The organism is Streptomyces sp. NPDC092952 (assembly GCF_044754785.1).
Taxonomy (GTDB): Bacteria; Actinomycetota; Actinomycetes; order Streptomycetales; family Streptomycetaceae; genus Streptomyces.
On sequence record NZ_JBIVPT010000052.1, the window covers coordinates 1 to 4958 of the forward strand.

At 72.0% G+C, this 4958-nt stretch carries 1 protein-coding gene; it reads right to left on the reverse strand.

The features are described 5' to 3' along the window. A partial coding sequence (locus ACIQGQ_RS37135) for an amino acid adenylation domain-containing protein (protein ID WP_402405091.1) occupies positions 1-4958 on the reverse strand: 4958 nt, incomplete at both ends.

Genomic DNA, 4958 nt, shown 5'->3' on the forward strand with positions numbered 1-4958 from the left:
CTCGCGCTCGGCCGCGGACAGCACCTCCACCCGGCCTACCTGCACGGACGGATCGGCCACCACCGCCTCCAGGACCCGCACCAGCCGCTGCGCGATGACCTGCGCCGTGGCGCGGTCGTACAGGTCGGTGCTGAAGACGAGGGCGCCGTGTAGACCGGTGTTGCCAGGGCGTTCCTCGAAGGCGAAGGACAGATCGAACCTCGCGATGCCGGTACCGGCGGGATGGCCGGTCACCGTCAGTCCGCCCGGCAGCCGGGTGGACTGGCCGGCGTCCGCCAGCGTGCCGTCGTTCCAGGTGAGCATGGTCTGGAAGAGCGGGTGGCGTGAGGCGGTGCGGGCCGGATTGAGGAGCTCGACGAGGCGCTCGAAGGGCACATCCTGGTGCGCGTAGGCGGCGAGGTCGAACTCCCTGACCCGGTTGATTAGTTCGGTGAAGGTCGGGTCGCCCGACAGGTCGGCGCGCAGCACCAGCGTATTGACGAAGAACCCGACGAGGTCCTCCACCGCGTCGTCGGTGCGGCCCGCGATCGGGGTCCCGAGCGGGATGTCGTCACCCGCGCCGAGCCGGGACAGCAGCGTGGCGAGCGCTGCCTGCACCACCATGAACGGGCTGGCCCGGTGTGCACGCGCGACCTCGGTGATCCGGGCGTGCAGTGTCGCCGGGATGTCGAACTCGACGTGGTCCCCCCGGTAGGTGGGGGTGGCGGGGCGGGTGCGGTCCGCAGGCAGGGCGAGCTCTTCGGGCAGTTCGTTCAACGCCATTTTCCAGTAGGCCAGTTGGCGTGCAATCGCACTGTCCGCGTCCTCTTCGGTGCCGAGGGCATCCCGCTGCCACAGCGTGTGGTCGGCGTACTGGACCGGCAGCGGCGCCCATGCCGGGGCCCGGCCCGCGCACCGGTCGGCGTACGCCTGGGTCAGGTCGCGCGAGAGCGGACCCATCGACCAGCCGTCACCGGCGATGTGGTGCACGAGCAACAGCAGTACGTGCTCCTGCTCGCCCGTCTGGAACAGCCATGCTCTGAAGGGGAGTTCTCGCTCCAGGTCGAAGGTGTACCGCGCGGCGGAGTGCAGAGACCCGGTCAGGTCGTCGGTGCGCGGAGTGAGTAGTCCGGGATGGGCGTCGGACGGGTCGAGCACCCGCTGGTAGGCGCCGTCGGCGTCCTCGGCGAAGACCGTGCGCAGGGACTCGTGGCGTTCGGCCACGTCTGCGAGGGCGGCACGCAGGGCGTCGTGGTCGAGGGGGCCGGACAGGCGTAGTGCGGTCGGGATGTTGTAGGTGGCGCTCGGGCCCTCGAAGCGGTCGAGGAACCAGAGCCTGCGCTGGGCGAAGGAGAGCGGCACCCGCGTGGGGCGCGGGACGATCCGGGTCACGCCGGTACGGGCCGGCCGGCCCGTACCGGCGTCGAGGACCTCGGTGAGGCCCGCGACCGTGGGCGCCTCGAACAGCTGGCGGACGGTGAGTTCGGCGCCGAAGGCCGAGCGGATCCGGTTGACCAGACGGGTGGCGAGGAGCGAGTGGCCGCCGAGATCGAAGAACCCGTCGTCGACGGAGACCTGCTCCGCGCCGGTGATCTCCGCGAACAGGCCGCACAGGATCTCCTCGCGCGGCGAGCGCGGTGCGCGACCCGCGGACCGGAGCTCGGGTACCGGCAGCCGCGCCCGGTCCAGTTTGCCGTTCGCGGTGAGCGGCAGCGCGTCCAGGACGATGAAGGCGGACGGCACCATGTAGTCGGGGAGTGCATCGGCCACGGCGGAGCGCAGCACGCTCGCGGCGGCCGCCTCGCCGGCGGGGACGACGTACGCGACGAGCCGCCGGTCGCCCGGCCGGTCCTCGCGCAGGACGACCACGGCGCGGGTCACCTCGGGCCGGGCCGCGAGCACGGCCTCGATCTCGCCGGGCTCGATGCGGAAACCCCGCAGCTTGACCTGGTCGTCGGCGCGGCCGAGGTACTCCAGGTCGCTGTCGGCATTCCAGCGGACCCGGTCGCCGGTGCGGTACATGCGTGCGCCGGGCGAGCCGAACGGGCAGGCCACGAAGCGTTCGGCGGTGAGCGCGGCACGGTTGTGGTAGCCGCGAGCCAACTGGTCGCCAGATACGTACAGTTCACCCGCGACACCGGTCGGCACGGGGCGCAGTGCCTCGTCGAGTACGTGGACGCGAGTGTTGTCGACGGGTCGGCCGATGGGTGCGCGATCGGGCCAGTCGGCGGGGTCCGGCGGCAGCGCGTACGCGGTGACGACGTGTGTTTCGGCGGGCCCATAGTGGTTGTGCAGGCGGCGGCCCGGGGCGGTGAAGAACGCGCGGACGTCGTCGCGCAGGGTGAGGGCCTCGCCCGCCTGGGCGACGGTGGCGAGTCGGGGCAGGGCGAGGCCCTGCTCCCGAGCCGCCTGTGCCAGGGCGTCGACGACGAGGTTGGGCGCGTACAACTCGCGCACCTCGGTGCGCTCCAGCCAGGCCGCGAGCTGCTCGGGGCTGCGACGGACGTCCTCGGGGCAGGCCACGAGCGTCTGCCCGGACAGCAGCGCCGACAGGATCTCCTGTACGGAGACGTCGAAGCTGACCGCGGTGAACTGCGCGGTCACGGCGCCGGCGGTGGCGGGGAGCGCCCGGTGGTGCCAGGCGAGCAGGTTGCGAACGGCTCCGGCGGGCATGACGATCCCCTTGGGACGGCCCGTGGAACCCGAGGTGTAGATCATGTAGGCGGGGTGCAGCGGGGACGGATCGGCGAATGGCCCCGTGCTGCGGGGAGCAGCGCTGGATGCCGCCTCGTCCTCGGTCACGGTCGCGGTGCCCTCAGGCAGCAGCGCCCGGCCCGCCTCGTCGGTGACGATGAGGACAGGGTCCGCGTCCTCGATCATGTACACGATGCGGTCGGCCGGGTACTCCGGGTCCACGGGGACGTACGCCGCCCCCGTCTTGAGGACCGCCACCAGCGCGACGAGCAGCCGGGGCGAGCGCGGGAGGGCGACGGCCACGAACTGCTCCGGACCTGCGCCCCGTTCAACGAGGTGCCGGGCCAGACGTTCGGCGCGGGCGTTGAGTTCACGGTAGCTGAGCGCGCGGCCGTCCTCGTCCAGGGCGGCCGTGGCGTGCGGCGTGCGGGCCACCTGGTCCGCGAACAGTGCTGACAGCGAGCGGGCGGGCAGCTCCCGTGCGGTGTCGTTGACCGTGCCGAGGAGGTGCTCGCGCTCGTCCTCGGTGAGCAGGTCGACTGAGCCGATGGTGCGAGCCGGATCGACGACGAGGGCGCCGAGCAGCTCCTTGAAACGGGCGACGAGCGCGGCCGCCGTGGCCTCGTCGTAGCGGTCGGAGCTGTACTCCAGGACGCCGCGCAGGCCCTGCGCGGAGCCTCCCGCGCCGCGCTCGACGAACGCGAAGAGCAGGTCGAACTTGGCGATGGCCGCGCCCACCGGGTGTGGGGTCACGGTCAGGTCGTTCAGGCGAGCCGAGGTGTCGGCGCCGGGGGCGGCCGGATCGGTGGCGTTCCAGGTGAGCATCGTCTGGAACAGCGGGTGGCGGGCCATCGACCGGGCAGGGTTGAGCACCTCGACAAGCCGCTCGAAGGGCACGTCCTGGTGCGCGTAGGCGGCGAGCGCGGTCTTCCTGACCCGGCCCACCAGGTCCTGGAAGCTGGGGTCGCCCGAGGTGTCCGTACGCAGGACGAGGGTGTTGACGAAGAAGCCGACGAGGTCGTCGAGGCCCGCGTCGGTGCGCCCGGCGATGGGGCTGCCGAGCGGGATGTCGCTGCCGGCACCGAGCCGGGAGAGCAGCGCCGCAAGGGCGGCCTGCACCACCATGAACGGGCTCGCTTGGGCCTTGCGCGCGACGGTGGCCAGATGCCGGTGCACCTCGTCGGGGATCTCGAAGGCGATCCGGGCACCGCGGTGCGAGGCGATGGCCGGGCGGGGGCGGTCGGCGGGCAGCTCCAGTTCCTGCGGCAGGCCCGCCAGTGCCTGCTTCCAGTAAGCGAGTTGGCGCACGATGGCGCTGTCCGGGTCGTCCTCCGAGCCGAGTACGCCGCGCTGCCACAGCGTGAAGTCCGCGTACTGCACGTGCAGCGGCTCCCAGCGGGGCGCGGCGCCCGCGCAGCGTGCGGCATAGGCGGTGGTGAGGTCGCGGGCGAGTAGCGGCATGGACCAGCCGTCTCCGGCGATGTGGTGCACGAGGACGAGCAGCACATGCTCCTGCTCCGCGAGCTCGAACAGTGTGGCGCGCAGCGGAGATTCCGCGGACAGGTCGAACCCGTGTCGCGCGGCCCCCTGCAGCTCCTCTGCGACCCGGGCGGAGTCGGTGCGCACGATGGTCAGCGGGACCGGCGTCTCCTCGATAAGCAGGACGCGCTGGTGGGGGCCGTCGGCGTCCTCGGCGAAGACCGTGCGCAGGGACTCGTGGCGTACGAGGACGTCACGCAGCGCCGCCTCAAGGGCCGGGCGGTCGAGGGTGCCGGTCAGACGCAGTGAGACCGGCATGTTGTAGGTGGCGCTCGGCCCTTCGAGGCGGTTCAGGAACCAGAGCCGCTGCTGGGCGAAGGACACGGGAATCCGGTCGGGGCGCGGCACGACGGCACTGACCGCCTCGCGGGCGCCGCCCGCGCTGTCTAGCAGCCGCAGTATCTTCGCCACCGAACTCGCCTCGAAGGCCTGCCGGATGGTCAGCTCGAAGCCGAGCGCGGCCCGCACCCGGCTGACCAGCCGGATGGCGAGCAGGGAGTGCCCGCCGAGCTCGAAGAAGTCCTCGTCGACACCGATGCTTTCGAGGCCGAGTACATCGGCGAACAGCCCGCTCAGAATCTCCTGCCGGGGATCCTGCGGACCGCGTACGGCCAGGGTCTCGGCGGCGGCGCTGTCCGCTTCGGTGGTGGCGTAGTCGGGGTCGGGGAGGGTTTTGTGGTCGAGTTTGCCGTGGGTGGTGAGGGGGAGTTGGTCGAGGGTGATGATGGCGGCCGGGATCATGTATT